Below are 20072 nucleotides of genomic sequence, written 5' to 3' on the forward strand. Positions count from 1 at the left end.
CTGGCGCCTTGCCAGCGACGGACCTTAGTCAGACCCGTTTGCCTTTAAAAGCGCGAATGTGATGGAGTCGACAAGTGCCTGGAACGAGGCATCGACAATATTTGAAGAGACACCGATCGTGAACCAGCGGCGGTGGGATTTGGTATCATGGCTTTCAATGAGAACGCGCGTTACAGCGCCCGTTCCACCATTGAGAATCCTCACCTTGTAATCAATCAACTCCAGGCCCGCAATGTCCGACTGATACTTGCCGAGATCTTTGCGCAGAGCCATGTCCAGCGCATTGACCGGACCGTTTCCTTCGGCAACCGACATGCGGGTTTCGCCTTCAACATCCACTTTGACGACCGCCTCAGACACGGTGACCAGATCACCGATCGCGTTGAAACGGCGCTCGACCATCACCCGGAAGGAGTTCACGTCAAAAAAACGCGGGACTTCCCCCAATTCACGCCGGGCCAGCAGTTCAAAGGAAGCGTCGGCGGCCTCGTAGGCATACCCCTCCGCTTCCCGTTCCTTGACCAGAGCAAGCAGCCGGTCGAGCTTCGGATCGGCTTTGTCGACTTCAATGCCGACCCGGTTGAGTTCTCCCAGAAGATTGCTTTTACCGGCCTGGTCGGACACCAGAACGCGGCGCTGGTTACCGACGTTTTCAGGCGCAACATGTTCATAGGTCTGCGGATCTTTCAAAATCGCGGACGCATGGATACCGGCCTTGGTGGCAAAAGCCGTTTCGCCGACATAAGGAGCCTGTCGATCCGGGGACCGGTTCAGGATCTCATCAAAGGCATGAGAGATGGCTGTGATGTCTTTCAGCTGCTCATCGCCGACACCCAGTTCGAAACGCTCATTGAATGCCGGCTTGAGCTTCAATGTCGGGATCAGAGTGATCAGGTTTGCGTTGCCGCAGCGCTCTCCGAGTCCGTTGAGCGTGCCCTGAACCTGACGAACGCCCGCATCAACAGCTGCCAGCGAATTGGCAACCGCGTGACCCGTATCATCGTGGGTGTGGATGCCGAGATGTGAGCCAGGCACGACATCCTGGACGCGCGCCACGATATGATAGACCTCATCCGGCAGGGTTCCGCCATTGGTGTCACAGAGTACTATCCAACGGGCACCGGCCTGATAAGCCGTGCGGGCGCAATCGATGGCGTAGTCCGGGTTGGACTTGTATCCATCGAAAAAATGCTCGCAATCGATCATGGCCTCTTTTCCTGCGGCCACGGCAGCGGTCACTGTTTCGTGGATCGAATCCAGGTTTTCCTCATTGGTGCACCCAAGCGCGACCTTGACGTGATAGTCCCAGGCCTTGGCAACAAAACAGCACGCATCCGATTTCGACGTCAGAATCTGCTGTAGACCAGGATCATTGGCGGCAGAACGCCCTGCCCGTTTGGTCATGCCGAACGCAGTGAAAATCGCCTTTTCCGTACGCTTTTCGCGAAAGAATTCCGTGTCGGTCGGATTGGCTCCCGGATAACCGCCTTCCAGATAGTCGACACCGAGGCGCTCAAGAAGTCCGGCAATCACAATCTTTTCGTTGACCGAAAAATCAATCCCGCTCGTCTGCGCTCCGTCGCGCAGCGTTGTGTCGAATAGATAAAGGCGATCCTTGGTCATATGCGTTTCCTACCCAGCGCGTTCGCTGCTTTTTATATGTTTTCCGTATGAACTGACTTAACCGGCGGCCAGGTTTCGGTGTCGTGATCAGGGTGCTGGTTCGACACGATCGAGGCCAGAAAGGCGAGTGCCTCAAAATCGTCTTCGGTCGTGCGTGCCGGAATGTCCGCCATGCGGTCAGTGAAGGGCAATTTGCCCTCGACCCCATATTGAATAACGGGTGCTATCGCTCCCGGGTCGTCAAATGCGCCTATGGCCAACGCTACCCCATCCGGGGCTTCATAGGTCAAAGGTGTGCCGCATTCACCACAAAACCCGCGTTTCACCGCGTTCGAGCTCTGGAACCGTTTCGGTTCCTGGCGTGTCCAGCTGAGATCCTTTTCGTCCAGCACGCTGACGAGCGGACCGTAGAGCCCTCCGAAAGCCTTTTGACACATACGGCAATGACAAATGGACGCCATTCCCAGCTCGCCGGCAACGCGAAAGCGAACAGCGCCGCATTGGCAACCGCCGCTAAACCCGGTCATCGATGTCCCTCCGGCCAGGTTGTTGTGTCATGATCCGGGTGCTGGCAATTGGTCGATGAAACATCACTTGTGCCCCCTGGCAGGTCGTCGCGATTTGACACCGTTTCAGGGAGCGAGAAGAGTTTGTCATAGAAAGAAACGCGCCCCTCCACGCCGGATTGCTCAACCGGTGTGACGGCTCCGACATCGTCCAGGCTGCCATGGGTGAAGGAAATGACCGTGTCTCCCACTGTGTCGAACGCCAGTGGAGTGCCACAGACATTGCAAAAGGCGCGCCGGACAGGCTTGGAAGAATGAAACCAGGTCGGTTCTCCCCTGGTCCACTCGAAATCCTTTTTCTCTGTCCCTATCAACGGCAAAAAGAAATTACCCGACGCTTTTTGGCACATCCGGCAGTGGCACAGATGCGGATAGTCGGTTTTTCCGGTGACCCGGTAGCGCACCGCGCCGCACTGGCATCCGCCGCTGAGTGACTGATTTTCAACTACGCTCACCGCTTGACCTCCCATGTCGTAACCCGCTCGCCGGTTTCTGAGTCTTTTGAATCCTTTAGAAGAATTCCCTGAGACGTCAGTTCATCGCGGATCAGATCGGCTTCGGCCCAGTTCTTGGCCTTCAGTGCCTCCAAACGGCGATTTATGGATGACAGGATTGAAGTTTCATCAAATCCCGAGAGATCGACCTTGACTGGTGAAACACCAAGCAAGATCGCGGAGGCGGAATAGGCCTGCAGCTTGTCGGGGTTCCTTGAGGCTTCCTGCGCAAGCAAATGAAGTGCCTGAATGGCCGAGGCCGTGTTCAGATCGTCCAGCAGTGCATCGACGACCTCGTCGGCAGGCGGCGCATCGGTTTCAAGGGGCTCCGGCCATTTTGACAACAGGTTCTCAGCCTCTTCGAGCTTGCGCTGCGAGAAGTCGATCGGCTCACGGTAGTTGGTCATCAGCATGGCGAGGCGCAAGACTTCACCCGGCCAGCTCCGGCCGCCAAAACTTTCCGTTTCCAGAAGCTCCTGGATTGTGAAAAAGTTTCCCTCCGATTTGGACATCTTGCGGCCTTCGACCTGCAGGAACCCGTTGTGCATCCAGTAATTGGCCATCAGGTCAGTGCCATGTGCGCAGCATGACTGTGCAATCTCGTTTTCATGGTGCGGGAAGATCAGATCGAGACCGCCACCGTGAATGTCGAAAACCTTGCCCAGGTGATGTTCGCTCATGACCGAGCATTCGATATGCCAGCCAGGCCGTCCCCTGCCCCAAGGGCTCTCCCAACCCGGCTCTTCCTCACTGGACAGCTTCCAGAGAACAAAATCCCCCGGGTTCTTCTTGTGCGCATCAACGGCGATGCGGGCACCGGCCATTTGTTCGTCCAGCTTGCGCTTGGAAAGACCGCCGTAGCTGTCCGTTGAAGAGGTATCAAAGAGGACTTCACCACCAGCCTGATAGGCATGCCCCTTGTCGATCAGAACGCCAATCATTTCGACCATTCCGTCGATATGCTGGGTCGCACGAGGCTCGAACGTGGGTTCAAGAACGCCGAGCGCATCGATGTCCTTGTGATATTGATCCGTAGTTTTCTTGGTCACCTTCGCGATGGCTTCGTTCAAAGGCAAATCGGGATAGTCCCGCAGAGCCCTTGCATTGATCTTGTCGTCCACGTCGGTGATGTTGCGGACATATGTTACGTGGCTCTCGCCGTAGAGGTGGCGCAGCAGACGATAAAGCGCGTCAAAAACAATGGCCGGACGTGCATTGCCGATATGAGCGAAATCGTAAACCGTCGGGCCGCAGACATAGAGCCGCACGTTGCCGTCATCGATCGCCCGGAAGTCTTCCTTCTGGCGCGTCAATGTATTGGTGAGCTTCAAGCCCTTGAAAGTGCCGGATTTCGCTGTTTCAGCGGCGCTCATGTCAAACGGTCTCCTGGCCGGCTGGCCGGGCGATCCGTCTCAGAGGAATTTTTGCCAAGAGGGGACGGCCACAGCCAGCGGTGTCGCTAGCTGCAAATAATGGTGATCGAAATGATGTTCCGTGTGGCCGTCATCATGGCCAGCTTTATGGACCGGAAATCGCGAGCCGGTCAAGGCAGCAAATGAGGTGGCCCGCCAAAACGTGAATACCGTAACGTTGGCGCATCACCTGACTTGTCTTAAACTGAGCGAACCGGGAATCAGAGGGGGTATTCCTTTGGAAAGCTTTTCATCATTTCGTTTTGTCTTCAAAGTCCTGATATTAGTTCTGGCTCTTAGCTTGCCGCACGGCGGTCAAGAGGTTCTTGCAAAGACCGAGGCACCGGCTGTCGAAGAGACGCAGATCGTCCCGCAGCCTCAGGTGCTCGATCCTCAAACGCCGATTGCCAAGGCGATCCAGTCCGCAATGTCAGATGATGACGAAGGCGGCCTGTTTTTCTATTACGGCGAACGTGCATTCGCTCCCGTCTGGTTCACGGAAAACGGGCTGACCGAGAATGCGCATCTCGTCATCGCTGCTATGGCCGAGGCCAATGACCATGCGCTCAATCCAAACAATTACGGCCCAATAGAATTCATCGAACGATCTGAAACCGCCCAGACAGCTGATGAATGGGCCGCGTTCGATTTGGACCTATCCCGCCAGTTTCTGCGATACGCCACCCACTTGTCTTCCGGAAGGGTGCAGCCCAATGCAATCAACAAGGCGCTGAACCTGTTTCCAGACAAACCGGATGCCAAAAACCTTTTTGAGAATGCCGAGAAGGCAGTCGACTTCAGCGCTTTTCTTGAAGGCCTTGCGCCCCAGTCCGACAACTATGCCCGCTTGAAACGGCGGCTCGCCCAATATCGGGAAAAGGCCGCAAGTGGCGGTTTCACACAGATCCCGGATGGTGCCGTGCTGAAACCGGGGATGCAGGATCTTCGTCTCGAAGCCCTTCAGCAAAGGTTGATCGAAGAGGATATTCCAGGCGCTGAAAATCACACCGGAGATCTATACGAAGGCGCGCTGGTGGAGGCGGTCAGAACCTTTCAGGAGTATCACGGACTTGATATGGATGGGGTCATCGGCAAGAGCACGCTAGCCAACCTCAACACCCCTATCCAGGAAAAACTGATCCAGATGGAACTCAACATGGAGCGCCGCCGCTGGATGCGGGACGATCTTGGCGAGTTCTATGTGTTTTCAAATCTAGCGGACCAGAACCTGAAGGTGGTGCGCAACGGAAAGACGATCCACACCGCCAGAGTTGTCGTGGGCAAGCCTTATCACGCCACTCCTGTCTTTTCCGACCAGCTGGAATATGTCGAGATCAACCCTTTCTGGAATGTGCCCTACTCCATCGCAACGAAGGAATACCTCCCCAAGCTGAAGCAGAACCCCTCAGCCCTGACCAGCAAGAAAATCAGGATATTCCGGGATGGAACTGAAATTGCCCCGACGCAAATTGCCTGGAACGGCTATTCGCGCGGCAATTTTCCGTTCCGGCTGCGCCAGGACCCAGGCGATGGAAATGCTCTCGGCCGGATCAAGTTCATGTTCCCGAACCGGTTCAATATCTATATCCACGACACGCCCTCCAAATCCTTGTTCTCTCGGTCGGAGCGCGCGTTCAGCCACGGTTGCATCCGGGTCTCCAACCCGTTTGGGTTAGCCGACGTGCTTCTTGTCGATAGTGCCGTGAATCCGGGACACTGGGAAACAGTCAGAGACAGTGAAAAACGAACTGTCATCAAGCCCAAGGTGCCCATAGAAGTGCATCTGACCTATCTGACAGCATGGATGAACAAGGACGGGTCAACGCATTTCAGAAAGGACATCTATGAGCGGGACAAGGTTCTTCTGAAAGCGCTGCGAACAGCGATGACAAAGAACCTCTAAATGAGTAAACATCTGAAAACAAAAGATTAATTCAGCGTTTACGAAACTGAACGGTAGCTGAATGTGACACTCAGCATGGGTTCAAGGCCACAAGCCTAATCTCCAGTCAATCGATACGGATTGCCATCAGGAGATACCCATGTTGAACCGCCTCTTTGTCATAGTCTTTCTGGCCATTGTTTTTGGCGGCCCATTTGCAGCCATCGTCGTCATCACCGACGGCACCAAAGCTTTCGGTCAGGAAATGCAACAGAAAAGCATGTGCTGGATGACGGGCACAGGTTGCGGAAACGGCAACATCATTGTCACGGTCGCCAGCCGTATATAAAAAGCGCCTGCACTGCTTTGGCCAAGCGCCTCACTTGCAGTGCGATCCTTTGTTTGGCAAGGTTACCTCATGGAATACAAGGCACTAGAAGAAAAAGCGGAATCTGCGGCGGAATTTCTAAAGATGATGGCATCCGCGCCGCGCCTGCTGCTGATGTGTCTGGTCCTGGAAGAGGAACGCTGCGTCAGCGATTTGGCTGAAAAAACCGGGTTGCGTATGCCTACGGTTTCACAGCAGTTGGCCTTATTGCGCGCACAAGGATTGGTGACAACGCGGCGCGAAGGAACAACGATTTACTATCGACTGGCAAGCGAACCGGTCAAAGACATCATGGCCATGCTGTACAAGCATTTTTGCGCCGATGCCGATCTTCCGGTCGCCAAGCATCTCGAAACGCTTGACGCGGACTGACCCGCGCCAAGGCCAATTGTAATCAAAATCAGTCGCTCAGGTAGTCACCGCAGTTTGGCGGCATTTGATCACCCCAGGGCATCAGCGGCACCGTCGAAGTGGAATTCTTCGGGCTGCCTTCAATCAGCTTGTCTGAGTAGACCAGGTAGACCAGAACATTTCGCTTTGTGTCGCACCCCCGCACGATACGCATCTTCTTGAACATGAACGATCGACGCTGACGAAACATTTCCTCGCCCTGCTCGAAGTTTTCCTTGATCGTTACCGGCCCGACCTGGCGACAGGCCAGCGAAACATCGGAAACCTCTTCCGCAACACCCAGCCAGCCTGACACGCCCCCTTCTCCGGAACCGTGAAATGGCAGGCAACGCCATCGACCAGTGGATCGTCGATTGCATAGGTTGCCAGCTTGTGATCCGGGGTCAAGAATTTCCAGACGGTCGATTTCTTGAAAATCAAATCGGGGTCGTCGTCAGCGAACGCCAGGCCCGCACCGTGAACACAAACGGCCAGTGCAAAAGCGACGGCTGTCAAAAAACGCATTGATATTCTCCAGATCTTAGGAACGCCTCACATGTGGGGGCCTTACAATCATGATCAAGCGCTAGACAGAGAAAACGCGCGCTGGTCAAGCGCGCGTCAAACTCAAGAAGACCATATCTCTCGCTGAAATCAGCGAACTCCTTCCAGAACCTTTTCCTGGTTTTCACCATCACCTTGCCGCGATGCGACGGTTGTTTCATCGCCATCGTCGGCGATATCCTCTGCAGTAAGGTCCAGATCTTCACCTTCGTCATCTTGCTCTGGTCCGGAGACCAGCGAAGCGGCAAAATCGGTGTCGGTGACAAGCTCAGACTGACTGTCTTCGACTGTCTGATCCCCGTCGGCCTCATCGGACTGCGCTGCAACTGCCACCTGTTCATCGGAAGCTGCGTCGTCCGGCGTCGATTGAGATCCCCCAAAGCATCAGCCAAATCCGCACAACGCTCAAGGGTCCAGATTTGTGGTTGATCGAGCCCAAGCGCCTCATCATAGGCGCGTGCGACATTGAAAGGCAGGTGAAACTCAAAGTTCTCGCGCGACCCGAACTGAGGCTCCAGTGCGTCCTTGACGGCGAGATAAGTGTCCCGAAGACCGAGGCTCTGCTCCACACAGGCAGACGCTGCATCTCGAAGAGTAATGACGTAATCCCTCGTCATTTCTACGGCGGTCGCAACTGCCGGACCACCCTTGGCAGACTTTCCACGTCCGGGCATCAGAGCGTTCGGACGAAATGCGGTCACACGATCGAGCGCACGCGGCCAGTCCGTCAGATGAGCATCCCCGCAATAGGGAACACTTGTTTTTTGTACCAAATCGCCCGCAAATATGACTGAACTCTGCGGTACCCAGACAACCATATCGCCCATGGTGTGACCTCGGCCAAGGTGCATAAGACGAACTTCCATTCCGCCGAGGTCGATCATCATTGAAGACGCAATCGTCATACTGGGCTGAATGACAGTGCTGTCTGCTGGAAGGTCTGAAAAAAGCGCCGAATCGCGGTCACACAACACACGGATATCATCGGATCCACGCGTATCGATCATCCGTCTTGTCAGGTCAGATGCAATGACATCCGCGGGCTCGAAAGCCGTTGCCCCAAGTGTGCTATCGGCATGAAAATGGGTCAGAACAACCTGCTTAATAGGCTTGTCCGTCAGTTCCCGTATTTTCTGGAGTACTTTTTCGGCAAGAGCAGGTGTTGCCTGTGGATCCACGACAAGAACGCCGCGTTCACCAATGATCACACCTGTGTTGGAACAACCGTCAGCGCTAAAAGCATAGCAGCCTTTTCCCAGTTCCTCGAACCGGACATTTTTTCCCGGAACAGTCTCGGAAGGGTTCCTGATTTCCACCATAGCGGCCTCGCTTTCCTGCCAGCTGAGTGTCGGCGCTTGCGGATTTCCCGCATCCGATCTTGCGCTTTAACTATTGACTGTAGCGTCTCAGCTTACGTCTCTGATTCGCAATTTCGCCCCCACCAAATCCTTAACTATTCCCTCTTTATCAACAGATAGCTCCACGCATTTGCCGCAATTTCACTTCGATTGCGCAAGCTCTCCGCCACACTTGCTTACGCAACTTGTAATTTTCTGAAGAAGCTTCGAGTGTCTTTGCCGAAAACTTCAATTGATTATACTTGCTAGACACAGAAAATGGCCGGATCACGGCAGACCAATTCTGGCCGCGAAACAGGCTTAACGAAATTCGCAGGACGATATCGCGATCATGTCAGAACAATCGAAGCAACCCCAGCATGATCCAGGCCCGGATGGCGCGGAACACCGGGTCCTGAAGTTGCGGCACTTCATGCCCTATCGTCTCAATCACCTTGCCGAGACGGTTAGCCGATCTTTTTCAAAGATTTATGCGGACAAGTATGGGATCGGGATTCCGGAGTGGCGCGTGCTTGCCACACTTGGCGAACACGGGTCCATGGCAGCCCGGGATATCGGCCGCGAAACCTCAATGCACAAGACCAAGGTCAGCAGGGCCGTTTCTTCGCTCGCTGAGAAGGGGTTTCTGGAGCGCAACAGAAGCCTTGATGATCAAAGGGAACAATCGTTGCATCTGAGCAAAGATGGGTTGGCTCTTTATGAAGACATCGTCCCCAAGGCACTTTCCTATTCAGAAGATCTTCTCGATGCGTTGACTGAAGACCAGCAGGCCATGCTGGAAGATATTCTCGACCGGCTCGCGCGCGCCGCTGACCCAACTTCTATGGACTGAAGATCGGTCAAAAACCGTCGCCAGCATTAACCTAACGTGAGAGCTTTCGTTGCTATTGATTGATGTTGCAGTGATAGTGTTGCCTTAGGCAATAGCCGACACGGCGTGGTGTTGAACGCTGCTGGGGATGGGTCATGAGACTTTGCCGAAACGCCAAGTCCGGAAGTATTTTGCGCACGCTTATTGTGTGCGCAGCCTTTGTCCTGCCCGCACACGATGCAATAGCGGCGAGCTGCGCCAGCTTGAAATCAGAGCTGCGCCGGCTGGAGTCCGGCTCGGGCAACCAGAGCGCCACAGCACGGAAATGGAGCGCTGCGAAGCAACAGCAGCAAAATGCGATTTCCGCAGCCGAACGCGACGCGCGTTATTTCAACTGTGCTCGAGGCAACAACCCCAACTGCGCTGGTTTGAACAGCAAGATCAAGCGCATGAAGGCCAATCTGGCCAAGATCGACAGGCAACTTGCCAGGTCTGGCGGAGGTTCGGCGAAGAACACGATTCGCATTCGGCAAATCAAGGCCTCACTCGCCAAGTGCAATCGACCCACCAATTCTCGCGAAGCCAACAGAAACACGAATAGCGGCGAAGACAAACCCCGCAACCTGTTTTCGCGCTTGTTCAACCCGCAGACAAGAGCCGAACCTGTTGCGGCCCATTCTGGCGACCGCGACATCCGCGCCGTACGCCGCAAGACGAGCACCAACCAGAGACGCACGCACTTTCCAACAGGCGGCACATTCCGCACGTTGTGTGTTCGAACCTGCGACGGGTATTTCTTTCCGGTCAGCTTTTCGACAGGAAAGAACCAGTTTGTGAATGATCAGGCACGCTGCTCTGAGATCTGTCCTGCCGCTGAAACGGAACTTTACGTTTATCGAAATCCGGGCGGTGACCAGGCGCAAATGATGTCATTGGCAGGCGATCTTTATGCCGATCAGCCCTTCGCGCACCGATACAAGTCGGAATATGTCGAGGGCTGCAGTTGCCGCGCGGCCGGACAAGCCAAAACGCCCTCGTCCTGGACAGAATTGTCCAGCGGGTCCGGCAATCGCATATTTTTGTCGGACATCAGTGCGGGTCTTCCGCGCCGCACCTTACAGCCGAGCCGTGGCGGAACCTTTGAGGAAGACGAGAACGCTCCCTCTCCGTTTGCCCGCACACCACTGCGTCGCGCGCACCTGCCACGCTATGAAGATCCGGACACTCTTTTCAATCTGGAAAAGGGTTTTGATGTTACCGTTTCACTTGGTCGTCTGTCTGATACAAAAGGTGCGGCTGGCAACGAGTTGGCCAAGGCCACCCAAAGCAAGGACGGGCTGCCTGTACTCTCCATACGCGCGCGTCTCGGCGAAGACGATGAAGGCGACAGCTCTTCGCCAGTGTTCAGAACACATGACGACGGTTTCCGACCGGCTCAGGACAGTCGCAAGGATGCCGTTAGGGTAGTCGGTCCAGAATATTTTGTCGCCCAATAAGCGGCAGCAAAGCCTTCATGTCTGGACCGTGATCCATCCCTGTCAGCACGCGGCGGAGCGGCATGAAAAGTCCACGTCCCTTCCTGCCTGTTTCCGCTTTCAAGGCTGACGTCCATGCACCCCAGCTGTCTTGCGTGATGTCGCCGTCAGGCAGGAACTCTTTTGCCTTCGCAATGAAGTCAACATCATCATCTTCAACCCGGCTTTCGACAGGACCGACAACGACCTGCCAATAGTGGCGGGCATCCCCGACTGTTTCACAGTTTCCGCGCACAGTTTCCCAAAAATCTGCACTTGGGCGAATACCCAGGTTGGCCAATCGGTCCTTCACAGCCTCAAACGGCAGTTCATGGACCAGTCTGGCATTCAGGCCCTTCAGCTCCTCCGGATCGAATTTCGCGGAAGACTTCGACACGCTGGTGAGATCGAACTTCGCAACAAGCGCTGCCATTGTCGGGACTGGCTCAACTGCCTGGCTGGTGCCGGTCAGGACTGCAAGAGACGCAACGGCCATCGGTTCCAGGCCTTCCTCCCGCAGTGAACCGATTGACAGAGCGCCTTTTCGCTTCGACAGGCCTTCACCATCCTGTGTGGTCAACAGATTATGGTGACCGAATATCGGAGGTTCGGCATTCAATGCCTTGAAAATTGCAATCTGCACAGCAGTGTTCGAAATATGGTCTTCGCCTCTGAGAATGTGGGAGACGCCCATATCGATATCGTCGACGATGGATGTGAACGTATAAAGGTAAGAGCCGTCTGCGCGGATCAGAACCGGGTCGGACATGGAAGCAAGGTCAACAGCCTGATCACCTCTGCACAGGTCTGACCATGCAACATCGGTCCGCCTGGTTGAGAACGGGTCACCATCGAAGTTCGGCAACAGGAAACGCCAATGCGCCTTGCGCCCTTCGGCTTCCAGGGCTGCGCGTTCTTCAGCGCTCAGTTTCAGTCCAGACCGGTCATAAACTGGTGGCCTGCCGAGTGCGCGTTGCCGTGAACGCCTGCGTTCCAGTTCGTCCGGCGTTTCGTAACAGGGATAAAGGAGGCCGGCATCCTTCAGCCTTTGAGCAGATACATCGTAAGTCGCCAGGCGATCAGACTGTCGCTCAATGCGGTCTGGATCTATGCCGAGCCACCTCAGGTCCTTTTCAATCGACTGCGCATATTCCTGCTTCGATCGCACCGTGTCGGTATCGTCAAAGCGCAATATGAACTGGCCACCCATCTTTTGAGCGAAGAGCCAATTGTAGAGGGCGGGACGGCTGTTGCCGATGTGGATGTGGCCAGTCGGTGACGGCGCAAAACGAACAGTTACAGTCATGCCGACTGAGTTAGCTTGGCAGCTTCCCTGCGGCAACCCCTAACTGGTGCAAGCCACATAAATGAGACCTTTGCGGCATCGTCGGGTGGCAACCAATTCGGTGAGTATCGGGCAAGCTTTCCTTTGTCGAACTGATCAAAGGTCCAGTTCAGAAGGCGCTTGAGTTTTTTGGTCCCGAAGCATTCAATTTGCCGCGTGCTCCGGCCGATAAGCCTTGGCCATGATGGCGAGAACGCCACAAAAGGCAATGCAGTAGAGCCCCGCCGCCATGATTTGCAAATCGAAGGAAATTCCCAGATCAATCAGCCACCCCATCAGGCCTGGGCCGGCTGCCGATGCGAACACCATAAAGGCAAACGCCACCGATCTGATCGCTCCCATATTGGTGGTTCCGTAGACCTCGGGCCACAAAGCCCCAACCAACGTGCCGTTGAAACCGTTTGAGATCCCGACAAGACCCAAAAAAACAAAGGCCGCGGCAGGGGCGTGAAAGAACGCAAGCACAGCACAGGCAATTGTCAGGGGCAAAAGAGTGAATGGCAGAAGCTGGCGAGCGGAATACCGATCTATCAGCGGACCGATGACAAGCGCTGCACAGACAACGCCCAGAGCCATGATGACAAACGCGCTGGCGAACACTTCGAGCGACCAACCTCGCAGCTCCACCAGATAGACCTGGTGAAAGAAGATCGCAGTACCAATAAACGCCGGTGCGTTGACGCCGAAGGAAACCAACCAGAACCTGGGATCCCGCAGGACCTCCGGCCGTGTCCATTGGCGTCCCTCTGGCCCCTTTTCCGCAACTTCCTTCGCGCTCGGCACTCTGTCTTTTGCAAGCAGCGTCAATATCACTGGCATGGACACAACAATCAGCACGAGTGCAGAAACAGTCCATGCCCCGCGCCAGCCGAACAGACCGCTCAAGGCAACAAAACAGATCGGAAACAGAGCCTCCGCCGTCGGGAATCCCATCGTGGCGATTGAAACTGCCCTGCCCCTTTGTGCGGAGAACCAGCGTCCTGACGCAGTGATCGCCGTGTGCGTCATCATTCCCTGCCCGCAAAGGCGAAGACCGTAAAAGGCAACAAAGATCATCCAGACAGACGTTGTGTTCGCCATCAAGACACAAAACAGCGCAAGACCGACCATCACGACGGCAGCAATCCGCTGCACCGGAAAATGATCCAGGCTCTTGCCCACATAGGGCAGCGTCAGAGCACTGCCCAAGGTTGCGAACATGTATAAAAGGCCGATGTCACCGTGACTGAGACTGAATTCGGCCCGCAAGGAGCCGGCGGACAGGGAAATGAAAAACGTCTGCCCAAAACCGGAAAACACAGCCATCAAATAGGAAGCCGAGAGCCAACGCGCGTTGTCACGCAGAAAACTGAAATAGCTCATGTAGCCTGCCAGGCAGAAAGATATAGAACCGGCGTCAGGTGCGGTCCCGGAACCTGTTGGTAATTGGGTAGCGGCGGTCTTTGCCGAAATTCCGCTCCGTGATCTTGACGCCGGGAGGCGCCTGACGTCGTTTGTATTCGGCGACATAAAGCAAGTGCTCGATACGATGGATCAACGCTCTGTCATGGCCGCGTTTTTCGATGTCACTAACGGACATTTCCTCTTCTACCAGACACTCCAGAATGTCATCGAGAACATCATAGGGAGGCAACGAATCCTGATCCGTCTGATTTTCGCGAAGTTCGGCAGTCGGAACTTTGGTGATGATATTGGAGGGAATAACCTCTCCGTCCGGCCCAAGCAGCCCGTTGGGCAGATGTGCGTTACGCCAGGCTGCCAAATGATAAACCTGTGTCTTATATAGGTCCTTGATGGGATTGTAGCCGCCGTTCATGTCGCCATAAAGGGTCGCATACCCGACCGACATTTCCGACTTGTTGCCAGTCGTCATAACCATTTTGCCGAATTTGTTGGAGACGGCCATCAAGATGACACCACGGGCCCGTGACTGCAGGTTTTCTTCTGTCGTGTCTTCCTGGGTTCCACTGAATAGAGCGGAAAGAGCGGAAGTGAACCCTTCCACGGGCTCTGCAATCGGAACCGTGTCATAGCGGATGCCAAGAGCATTGGCGCACGCAGCTGCGTCCTCGATGCTTTCCTCAGACGTATACCGAAAAGGCAGCATGATCGCATGCACCCTGTCGGCACCCAGCGCATCCACCGCCATGGCGGCACAAATGGCGGAATCGATCCCCCCAGACAGACCCAGAACGACACCCGGAAATCCGTTCTTGTTGACATAGTCACCAAGTCCCATGACGCAGGCACGCCAATTGGCCTCGTCAAGGTCCGGAAGTTTAGCGAATTCGCCATTTTCACAGACCCAGGTTTCACCGGACCTCGTCCAGTCGCTTATACCGATGCCGGGCTCAAATTGTGGCATCTGAAACGCGAGGCTTCTGTCCGCTGCCAAAGCAAAGGATCCGCCATCGAAGACGAGCTCGTCCTGCCCACCAAGTTGATTGCAGTAGATCAGAGGCAAATCTGTCTCAACAACCCGGGCGACAACCACTTGCATGCGTTCTTCGGCACGGTTCTCCCAATAGGGAGACCCGTTTGGCACCATCAAAAGTTCAGCGCCTGTTTCTTCAAGGCATTCGCAGACTTCGTCATTCCAGATGTCTTCACAGATCGGCAAACCGATGCGAACACCTCTGAAATCGACCGGACCGGGCAACGGGCCTGCTGCAAAGACCCGTTTTTCGTCAAAAACGCTATAGTTAGGTAGATCGTATTTGTAACGGACCGCTTTTATTTCGCCAGCGTCAAGCAACACGACTGCATTGTAGACCTGACCGTCGTCAGCTCTCCAAGGCGTGCCAACCACCAGTGCAGGCCCAGCATCGGCCGTTTCCTTTGCCAGCGCTTCCACACATTCCATGCACCGGCTGACAAATGCCGGTTTCAGAACAAGGTCTTCGGGCAAATAGCCGGAGAGCACCAGTTCTGAAGTCAGAACGATATCCGCCTTCTTTGCGGCGGCTTCGGCACGGGCCTTTCTAACGAGGTCCTTATTGCCGGCCACATCGCCAACGGTCGGGTTCAGCTGCGCGACAGCCAGTCTAAAACGATCAGATATCATGGGAGCAATGCCAGGAAGTGTCATTCTTCCAAGATGTAGCCTGAAGAACGCCACCTGTCTATCTGATCTCGCGAACCTTCATGTGTTCTTTGGTCTCGAAACGTCAAACCAGAAAACCGCTCTCACGCATGCGCTCAAAGGTTCAGTCTATTCCTTGCGCGATTGGCGGCAAAGAGTTTTGGTCCTGCCCTGCCGCGCTTGTTGCGCAAAACATCGTTCCTCTCCGCGCCTCTCTGCCAGAACCGGTCACGCCTAATCGGCCTTGATATCCACGTGCCACCATTTCGGCCGGCTGCTTCGAAACGAATGTGCGGTTGGCATGAGGTCCTTTTTGGCAGGCTTGTCAAAGGTTCCAAGAAGGAGCGCGATAGTCGGTGCGTCGTCGATTGCACCTATTGTACTTCCGCACCGCCCACAAAAGGCCCGGCTGGAATTTTCAGATGATCGGAAAGTGGCCGGTTGGCCGCCCGGTCCAGTCCAAGCAATAGCGTCACTTGAAAACTCGGCCCAGGCCGCAGTGAGCGCCCCTGTGTGTTTGCGACACATCTGGCAAGAACAGGTGTGTGGGTTCAAGGCCGGACCTGTGGCTTCGAAACGAATGTGGCCGCAGAGGCAGCCCCCGGTGTGATAAGTTGACCTTGCCATCTACCTTCCTCTTTTACCGAGCCTACCGCGCCGCAAGTGCTTCATTGCGATGTAAATTTCCTGAACTCAACACAAGACCGGCTGTTGGTTCGGGGCAGAATTCCTAAAGCCAATGGAATGCAATTGCATGCAGACCGTCGCGCTTCGCTTTGAGGGGAAACGAACAACTTTGTTCGCAAAATAAAAATCGGGTTTCGGTCTAAAGCAGCGCCAACCCCGAGGCGTCAAAATCGTCATACGGCTGCGCTGATGGCACTTCAAGTTCAGGTGCCTCTGACGGATTAAGATTTCGGTGGAGTTTTTGGTGGCCCGGTCCAAGTACCCCTTTGGACCGACCGTGCAGATCCTGACGCTCCAGTGTTTCGCCTATGTGATTATAGAGAACGGCTGGTGAAACCGGCTTGGCAACAAATCCATGGATGCCAATGCCAACCGCCTCCAGGATCGTGGCGCGTTTGGCGTGGGCGGTCACGATCAAAACCGGCGTCGTGCTGATAAGCGGATCTCTGTCGCCTCTGAGTATGCGCAAAAATTCATTGCCACCAAAAGGACACATGACCCAATCGCACAGAACAATGTCGGGTTTCCGGTCCACGACCAGTTCCAATGCTTCCGCGCCGTCGCTTGCCTCGAACGTAGAGCGAATTCCAAACCCGGTCAGGATTGAACGCATTATTGCGCGCATGTGGGCATTGTCCTCAGCAATCAGACAGGAATTCTTTGAAAGATCCCACCGGTCGCGCAAAGTCCACTCCCCCAGCAACTCGACAATCAACGCGACCGGCAACTCATAGCCGTCCGGTCGTACTCAAACTCTCAAACGTTCCATCCTCTCGCCGAAACGTGGCAACAGAAGAAAAGCCTCCGATGCAGGTATGCGCCAGGAGCGTTAAATGAGGCTTACCAAATCTCTGCCCCGATGTGATTTTGCGCTTTGGAAACGAAAAAAGGCGGCCGAGGCCGCCTTTTGATAACGCTGCGTTAAGCAACAGATCCGATCAGGCGCTTGCCGCCAACGGTTCGGCTTGCTTGTCGTCACGTTCCTTCTTCAGATTTTCCGCAATCAGGAAAGCCAATTCCAGTGCCTGGTCGGCGTTCAGCCGCGGATCACAATGCGTGTGATAGCGATCGCCAAGCTGTTCTTCGGTCAACGCTCTTGCACCGCCGGTACACTCGGTCACATTCCGGCCGGTCATTTCGACATGCACACCGCCTGCATGGGTGCCTTCAGCACGGTGAACGGCAAAGAATGCTTCCACCTCTTTCAGAATACGATCGAACGGGCGGGTCTTATAGCCGCCAGCGGAAACTGTGTTGCCGTGCATCGGATCGCAGGACCAGACAACAGATTTGCCTTCGCGTTCCACTGCGCGCACCAACTGCGGCAGATGGTCAAACACCTTGTCCGCACCGAAGCGGGCGATCAGCGTCAGACGGCCAGGCTCGTTGTCCGGGTTCAGAACGTCGATCAGTTCCAGCAATCCGTCCGCCGTCAAGGACGGTCCGCATTTCAGGCCAATCGGGTTTTCGATACCGCGGAAGAATTCCACATGGGCGTGGTCCGGCTGGCGGGTCCTGTCGCCAATCCAGATCATGTGTCCGGATGTTGCGTACCAGTCGCCAGATGTTGAATCGACACGGGTCAATGCTTCTTCATAACCAAGCAGCAGGGCCTCATGGCTGGTGAAGAAATCCGTCCCGCGCATCTGCGGAACCGTATCGCCGCTGATACCGCAAGCCCGAATGAAGGCGAGCGATTCCGCGATCCGGTCAGCCAGTTCCTTGTAACGGTGCCCTTGCGGACTGTCGGAGACAAAGCCCAGCGTCCACTGATGCACCTGATCCAGGTTGGCGAAACCACCTTGCGCAAAGGCGCGTAGCAAGTTCAGTGTTGCCGCTGACTGCCGGTAGGCCATGGCCATTCGCGTCGGGTCCGGGATCCGGCTTTCAGACGTGAAGTTGATATCGTTGATGATATCTCCGCGGTAGCTCGGCAACTCAACGTCGTTCTTCTTTTCAATATTCGAAGAGCGCGGCTTTGCGAACTGTCCGGCAATACGTCCAACCTTCACGACAGGCTGAGCGGCTGCGTAGGTCAGGACAACTGCCATCTGCAGAAAAACGCGGAAAAAGTCACGGATGTGATCTGGATGGTGCTCGGCAAAACTCTCTGCACAGTCTCCACCCTGGAGAAGGAAACCATTGCCGGCCGCGACATCAGCGAGCTGTTGCTTCAGAGCACGCGCTTCACCTGCAAAAACGAGCGGCGGATAAGTCGACAGGCGCTGTTCAACATCCGCCAAAGCCTCTTGATCCGGGTATTCCGGCACCTGCAAGATCGGTTTCGATCTCCAGCTGTCCGGGCTCCACTTCTCCGCCATCATTCCTACTCCTCATTGGACCTGCAGGTTGGTTCCATTTGGCCAACCGCGCAGTCCACGACAAATTCGTCCGATTTTATTTGCCCAAATCGTGCAAACGTGCGGCCTTATACACGCCAAGTGCCGATTATGCCACAGGGCATTCCGCCAAATTTCGACTGAAATCCGGTTCTGATTTCCAAGAAATCAAACCCTGAATTGTTGCGAGCCTTGAGACGGATCATGGCACAGAACCCAAATAGCGCAGAACCTGAGCAAAATTCAGGATTTTTCTATGCCGCAGCCACGTCTCGAACACAGCCACCGGCCCCACGATATTTCCGTCCGCCTCGCAGCAGGTCCGGACACCAGCTACTTGCGGGACTGGATCTATGGCGGGATTGACGGTGCCGTAACAACCTTCGCAATCGTTGCCGGGTCCGTTGGCGCGAACCTCTCCACTAAAGTCATCCTCATCCTTGGAATTGCAAATCTGCTTGCAGACGGATTTTCAATGGCCGCCGCCAATTACAGCGGTTCCAAGTCCGAAAACGAGGACTTTCAGCGCTTGAGAGCGATCGAAGAAAAACACATCGAGATCGAACCGGACGGAGAACGGGAAGAACTCCGTCAGATCTTTGCCGGCAAGGGGTTCTCTGGTGACGACCTTGAGGACATCGTGCGACTTATCTCCTCAAATCGGACAACATGGATCGAGACCATGATGCAGGCCGAATACGGAATGTCGGACGGTATGCGCAATCCGCTAAAGGCAGCCCTTTATACTTTTGCAGCGTTTGTGCTTTTCGGCGCGATCCCGCTGGTTCCCTTCATCCTGCCGCTTCCAGCCGATGCGGCAACGGCAACGATTTTGACGGCCATAGCTTTCTTCGCGATCGGGTCCTTCCGTGCAAAGTGGTCTCAAAGACACTGGATGTCCTGCGGAGTGGAAACAATGGCCATCGGCATGCTGGCAGCTGGCATCGCTTACCTCGCCGGACACGGTCTGCAAACCTGGCTTGGCTAAGTGCACAAGTTGTTCAATCGACCCATCTCAAGGCTGCATGTATTCGATGCCCTTGTTGGTCAGCTTTTCATCCACAAGAAGCGCAAGGTCTCTCTCAAGCCTGATACTGCGCGGATAATGCGGCTTGTGCCGGTCAGAAAGAACCGGGGCATGCCATCCGTCCGTTGTTTCCAGAAAGTGGTCGATCCCGTCTTCTCCCCAGATCCCGAAGTAGCCTGCCAGAACACAATCCAGATAGCTTTGCAGAATGGGATGTGCGTCGTTTCCCCATCTAAGGTGATCCGTCGCCGCCTTGAAGAGAAAGAGATCGGCAGGCCCAGGCTCGTTCTTTGCCTCGCAGGCAAAAGCGGTTCCGATGGCTTCAACCTTTTCATAGCGCCTTTCACGATGCTCCAGTTGGGCAAGCCCCTCTTTTGCCTCGCGCGCCATCACACCCCAGATTTCGCTTCCTTGCTTTTTTCTAACACTCAAGGCACACCGACCTTGACCGTCCTCACCAATACCGCAAACACGCCACTCACGGACCCACCCGCTCAGACGGCCGGGGGTTACCTCCATTGCAGCGGGAATGGTGTCGACATTGACGAGAGAGCCATAACCAAAATAAGTGATTGTCATGATGAACCGGT

At 55.1% G+C, this 20072-nt stretch carries 18 protein-coding genes and 1 pseudogene; 6 read left to right on the plus strand and 13 right to left on the minus strand.

Annotated features, from left to right (window positions below):
• Positions 1 to 24 precede the first annotated feature (24 nt).
• Genes cimA through cysS form a run of 4 tightly spaced genes read right to left on the minus strand, consistent with a single transcriptional unit; the run spans position 25 to position 4056 of the window.
• The gene (gene cimA, locus ACZ1HV_RS04860) at positions 25 to 1623 is read right to left on the minus strand and encodes a citramalate synthase (RefSeq protein WP_472717475.1); all 1599 of its coding nucleotides are present in this window, start codon (positions 1621 to 1623) and stop codon (positions 25 to 27) included.
• Positions 1624 to 1655: 32 nt separating this feature from the next.
• Positions 1656 to 2150 carry a GFA family protein gene (locus ACZ1HV_RS04865; RefSeq protein WP_472717476.1) on the minus strand — a complete coding sequence of 165 codons (495 nt, stop codon included), beginning with the start codon at positions 2148 to 2150 and terminating at the stop codon, positions 1656 to 1658.
• A complete protein-coding gene (locus tag ACZ1HV_RS04870) occupies positions 2147 to 2644 on the minus strand; it encodes a GFA family protein (RefSeq protein ID WP_298814572.1) in 498 nt (165 codons plus the stop codon). The genes ACZ1HV_RS04865 and ACZ1HV_RS04870 overlap by 4 nt, the downstream gene beginning before the upstream one ends.
• A complete protein-coding gene (gene cysS, locus ACZ1HV_RS04875) occupies positions 2641 to 4056 on the minus strand; it encodes a cysteine--tRNA ligase (RefSeq protein ID WP_472717477.1) in 1416 nt (471 codons plus the stop codon). Before cysS ends, ACZ1HV_RS04870 begins: the two co-directional genes overlap by 4 nt.
• Before the next feature lie 277 nt (positions 4057 to 4333).
• Between cysS and ACZ1HV_RS04880 the strand changes: the two genes are divergently transcribed.
• The 3 genes from ACZ1HV_RS04880 (at position 4334) to ACZ1HV_RS04890 (ending at position 6737) form a co-directional block, all read left to right on the plus strand.
• Positions 4334 to 5998: a L,D-transpeptidase family protein gene (locus ACZ1HV_RS04880; RefSeq protein ID WP_472717478.1), complete on the plus strand. Its 1665-nt coding sequence runs from the start codon at positions 4334 to 4336 to the stop codon at positions 5996 to 5998.
• A 139-nt stretch (positions 5999 to 6137) separates the two neighbouring features.
• Positions 6138 to 6326, plus strand: a complete 189-nt coding sequence (locus ACZ1HV_RS04885) for a sugar transporter (RefSeq protein WP_298814578.1) — start codon at positions 6138 to 6140, stop codon at positions 6324 to 6326.
• 69 nt (positions 6327 to 6395) lie between these two features.
• On the plus strand, positions 6396 to 6737 hold the full coding sequence (locus tag ACZ1HV_RS04890) for an ArsR/SmtB family transcription factor (RefSeq protein ID WP_298814580.1): 342 nt from the start codon (positions 6396 to 6398) through the stop codon (positions 6735 to 6737).
• A gap of 28 nt (positions 6738 to 6765) precedes the next feature.
• Here ACZ1HV_RS04890 and ACZ1HV_RS04895 read toward each other — a convergent pair.
• Positions 6766 to 7280, minus strand: a pseudogene (locus tag ACZ1HV_RS04895) (CreA family protein).
• Complete coding sequence (locus ACZ1HV_RS04900) at positions 7268 to 8638, minus strand: MBL fold metallo-hydrolase (RefSeq protein WP_472717479.1); 1371 nt, start codon at positions 8636 to 8638, stop codon at positions 7268 to 7270. The pseudogene ACZ1HV_RS04895 and the gene ACZ1HV_RS04900 overlap by 13 nt, the downstream one beginning before the upstream one ends.
• Positions 8639 to 9008: 370 nt before the next feature.
• On the opposite strand from ACZ1HV_RS04900, the gene ACZ1HV_RS04905 reads away from it, so the two are divergent.
• On the plus strand, positions 9009 to 9509 hold the full coding sequence (locus tag ACZ1HV_RS04905; RefSeq protein WP_298814585.1) for a MarR family winged helix-turn-helix transcriptional regulator: 501 nt from the start codon (positions 9009 to 9011) through the stop codon (positions 9507 to 9509).
• 134 nt (positions 9510 to 9643) lie between these two features.
• The gene (locus ACZ1HV_RS04910) at positions 9644 to 10984 is read left to right on the plus strand and encodes a DUF2865 domain-containing protein (protein ID WP_472717480.1); all 1341 of its coding nucleotides are present in this window, start codon (positions 9644 to 9646) and stop codon (positions 10982 to 10984) included.
• Here the strand turns inward: ACZ1HV_RS04910 and gltX are convergent.
• The 6 genes from gltX to ACZ1HV_RS04940 all read right to left on the minus strand — a co-directional run bounded on the left by gltX (position 10947) and on the right by ACZ1HV_RS04940 (position 18437).
• The gene (gltX, locus tag ACZ1HV_RS04915; RefSeq protein ID WP_472717481.1) at positions 10947 to 12308 is read right to left on the minus strand and encodes a glutamate--tRNA ligase; all 1362 of its coding nucleotides are present in this window, start codon (positions 12306 to 12308) and stop codon (positions 10947 to 10949) included. The genes ACZ1HV_RS04910 and gltX overlap by 38 nt on opposite strands.
• Positions 12309 to 12491: 183 nt before the next feature.
• The gene (locus tag ACZ1HV_RS04920; RefSeq protein ID WP_298982370.1) at positions 12492 to 13709 is read right to left on the minus strand and encodes an MFS transporter; all 1218 of its coding nucleotides are present in this window, start codon (positions 13707 to 13709) and stop codon (positions 12492 to 12494) included.
• 34 nt (positions 13710 to 13743) lie between these two features.
• A complete protein-coding gene (locus tag ACZ1HV_RS04925) occupies positions 13744 to 15411 on the minus strand; it encodes an NAD+ synthase (protein ID WP_472718400.1) in 1668 nt (555 codons plus the stop codon).
• Positions 15412 to 15663: 252 nt separating this feature from the next.
• Positions 15664 to 16056 carry a GFA family protein gene (locus ACZ1HV_RS04930; RefSeq protein ID WP_472717482.1) on the minus strand — a complete coding sequence of 131 codons (393 nt, stop codon included), beginning with the start codon at positions 16054 to 16056 and terminating at the stop codon, positions 15664 to 15666.
• Positions 16057 to 16255: 199 nt separating this feature from the next.
• The gene (locus tag ACZ1HV_RS04935; RefSeq protein ID WP_298814602.1) at positions 16256 to 16843 is read right to left on the minus strand and encodes a response regulator; all 588 of its coding nucleotides are present in this window, start codon (positions 16841 to 16843) and stop codon (positions 16256 to 16258) included.
• 211 nt (positions 16844 to 17054) lie between these two features.
• Positions 17055 to 18437, minus strand: coding sequence for a class II 3-deoxy-7-phosphoheptulonate synthase (locus ACZ1HV_RS04940; protein ID WP_298958587.1), 1383 nt, complete (start codon positions 18435 to 18437; stop codon positions 17055 to 17057).
• A 274-nt stretch (positions 18438 to 18711) separates the two neighbouring features.
• On the opposite strand from ACZ1HV_RS04940, the gene ACZ1HV_RS04945 reads away from it, so the two are divergent.
• On the plus strand, positions 18712 to 19443 hold the full coding sequence (locus ACZ1HV_RS04945) for a VIT1/CCC1 transporter family protein (protein ID WP_298814606.1): 732 nt from the start codon (positions 18712 to 18714) through the stop codon (positions 19441 to 19443).
• Positions 19444 to 19470: 27 nt separating this feature from the next.
• Here ACZ1HV_RS04945 and ACZ1HV_RS04950 read toward each other — a convergent pair whose 3' ends face one another.
• Positions 19471 to 20061: a gamma-glutamylcyclotransferase family protein gene (locus tag ACZ1HV_RS04950; RefSeq protein WP_472717483.1), complete on the minus strand. Its 591-nt coding sequence runs from the start codon at positions 20059 to 20061 to the stop codon at positions 19471 to 19473.
• Between the last annotated feature and the right edge of the window lie 11 nt (positions 20062 to 20072).

It is taken from the genome of Roseibium sp. JB4-4, assembly GCF_055693425.1.